Below are 2,690 nucleotides of genomic sequence, written 5' to 3' on the forward strand. Positions count from 1 at the left end.
ACATAGTCTAGGAGAGTTCGATGTCGTCTCAGGGTTTCGTCGGTGCCGTTCTGCGCCAGGGCCATGTGGAGTACGAGAAGGCCCGCCATGCCACGGTCTGGCGCGAGAACACGCCGCTGCGCTTCCCCTCGGTGATCGTGAAGGCCGAGTGCGTCGAGGACGTGATCGCCGCCGTCAAACTCGCGGAAGCCGAAGACCTGCCGATCGGGGTGCGCTCGGGCGGCCACAGCTGGACCTCGCCCCACTTGCGCGACAAGTCGGTGCTGATCGACCTCGATGCGATGCGTGAGATCGAGATCGATCCCGAGAGCCGCACCGCTTGGGTCCGCCCGTCGGTCAAGGGCCGGCACCTCAACGATGCGCTGGCCGAACACGGGCTGATGGCGCCGACCGGGCACCATGACACCGTCGCCTGCGGCGGGTTCCTGATGTGCGGCGGTTTCGGGTGGAACTTCCGCCACTGGGGCAACGGCTGCCGCAACGTCGTCGAGATAGAACTGGTGAACGCGCAAGGCGAGTTGCTGATCGCTAACGAGCACCAGAACCAGGACTACTTCTGGGCCGCGCGCGGCGGCGGCGCAGGCTTCTTCGGCGTCGTGACCCGCTTTCGCGTCAAGGCCTATCCGCGACCGAAATGCCTGCGCGCCAACGGCTACGTGTTCCATGAGGACGCCTTCGAGGACGCCATGCGCTGGGCCTACGAGATCCGCGCGAAGCTGCCGACCAACTGCGAATTCGTCGGTTCCTGGACCAGCTGGGATCCCGAGACCGGCGACTGGGCGCCGACCCGCTTCGCCCTCAGCGGCCTGATGTTCGCCGACAGCGAGGAGGAGGCCGAAGCCGTCTCCGCACTGTTCGACACCTGCCCGGTCAGGGACAAGGCCGTCATGCGCCGCCGCAACGAGCCGACCACGCTGGAGGAACGCTACACCGGCGCGACGATGGCCGATCCGGCGGGCTTCCGCTTCGCCGCCGACAACGTCTACACCGACAAGGATGCCGACGAGATCGTGCCGCTGATCCGGGCGATGGTCGAAAGCATGCCCACCCCGCGCACGCACATCTTCTGGCAGTACAACGGCCCACGCCCGGACTTCAGCGGCATGGCGCTGTCAGGCTGGGGCGACACCTTCTTCGCCGCCTATCCGCTGTGGCAGGATCCGGCGCAGGACGCGCAGATGCAGAAATGGGTCGTCGATGCCATGCACATGCTCGATCCAATCGCCAACGGCGAAGGCCAGATGAACGACGAGAACATGGAAGCCCACCCGCAGAACTACCTGACGGTGGAAATCGCGGCCAGGCTGGAGGAACTGCGGGCCCGCCATGACCCCAAGGGACGCTTCCTGTCGTTCCTGACGCCCGGAGCGCGCTGACGGCCTGATACGGGGCGGGCTTGTCAGGCCCGCCCTGTGGCTTGCGAAAAATTTCTATCCCAGCGGCAGCAGCGCCGCGTTGAACGCCTCGGGCTGCTCCCAGAAGGTCGCATGCCCCGCCTCGCCGATCACGGTTAGCCGCGCGTTCGGAAACACGTCCAGCAACGGACGGGCCAGCGCGGGCGGCGAATAGAGATCCGCATCGCCGAAGATCAGATGCGTGGGCACCATGATGGCCCGCAAGTCCGCATATGTCGGACCGGCGGTGGCGGCCGCCTTCACCCTGGCCTGCTCGGCGGGCGCCGCCTTGTCGACCGCTGCGCTGAGAGCGCTTTCCTCGATCGCAAGCCAGCGCTTCACCCCTTCGGGGTTGCCGACGCGGTAGCTGGGCGAAAGTTCGCGGAAGGCGGCGGGCAGATCCTGGAACTGCGGCGGCATCAGCGCCTTGGTGCGCGCCACATGGACCGGCTCGCTGAGGCCGAGCAGGCTGCCTGCCAGCGTCAGCGAGAGCAGCCGCTCCTGATGCGCCTGCGCATAACGCACCGCCGCGAAGGCTCCGGCTGCGGCACCCACCAGATGGAAGCGTTTCAGCTTGAGCGCATCGACGAAAAGCACGAGGTCGTCGCCGGGCGAGGCTTCGTCGGCGCCTGGCTCGACTTGCGATCCGAAGGCCCCGCGCCGCGAGAACGCCAGCGCCCGGTAGCCCGCCTTGGCCAGCACCGGCTGCTGGTAGACCCACGACTGCGCGCTGCCGGTCATCGGGTGCATCAGCACCACCGGCTCGCCATCACCGCCGGTGTCCCAGTACCACAGCCGCCCGCCGGGAACCGCGAAGTAGCCCTCCTTCGCGGGTGCCTGAACGGGCGGCGGGCCAGTCAGAGAAGGGTCGCGCCCAGCAAGGAAGCGTTCGCGCGGGCGGCTGGCGGGCGGCTGGTTCCTTGCGGCGAAGGCGCTGGGGCCTGCCCCGCTCGCGGCAAGTCCTGCCATTGCCAGAGCCATGCGGCGCGTGGATCGAAACCCCTGGGACATACTGATGCTCTCCTGTTTCCTGCCCTGCCTTGGGATGACGCGAAAAGGCGGGCGCCCGTGAAGAGTGCCCGCCTTTCGCTTCATGTCCCGAAGGCGCTCAGTTCTTCGTCACCGCGACCTCGATCGCGCCCTGATACGATCCTGTCTTCGACACGTCGACCGGCTTGCCGCCGAGCGTGACCGTCAGCTTGTAACCCTCCGGCGCCTGCATCCGCGCGCCCGGCGCAAGGTTCAGGCGATTGAGGTATGAAGTGCCCGTGACCGTCCAGGTGGACTTGCCATCGA

Annotated in this window: 3 protein-coding genes; 1 reads left to right on the forward strand and 2 read right to left on the reverse strand. The window is 67.3% G+C overall.

Going from position 1 to position 2,690, the window contains the following annotated elements:
• The first annotated feature begins 20 nt into the window (after window positions 1-20).
• On the forward strand, window positions 21-1,376 hold the full coding sequence (locus tag V2S85_RS26975) for an FAD-binding oxidoreductase (RefSeq protein ID WP_330705855.1): 1,356 nt from the start codon (window positions 21-23) through the stop codon (window positions 1,374-1,376).
• A 54-nt stretch (window positions 1,377-1,430) separates the two neighbouring features.
• Here the strand turns inward: V2S85_RS26975 and V2S85_RS26980 are convergent, their stop codons facing one another.
• Window positions 1,431-2,363, reverse strand: coding sequence for an alpha/beta hydrolase (locus tag V2S85_RS26980; protein ID WP_330705856.1), 933 nt, complete (start codon window positions 2,361-2,363; stop codon window positions 1,431-1,433).
• A 139-nt stretch (window positions 2,364-2,502) separates the two neighbouring features.
• A partial coding sequence (locus V2S85_RS26985; RefSeq protein WP_330705857.1) for a hypothetical protein occupies window positions 2,503-2,690 on the reverse strand: 188 nt, incomplete at its 5' end.

It is taken from the genome of Novosphingobium resinovorum (assembly GCF_036352595.1).
Classification (GTDB): domain Bacteria; phylum Pseudomonadota; class Alphaproteobacteria; order Sphingomonadales; family Sphingomonadaceae; genus Novosphingobium; species Novosphingobium resinovorum_B.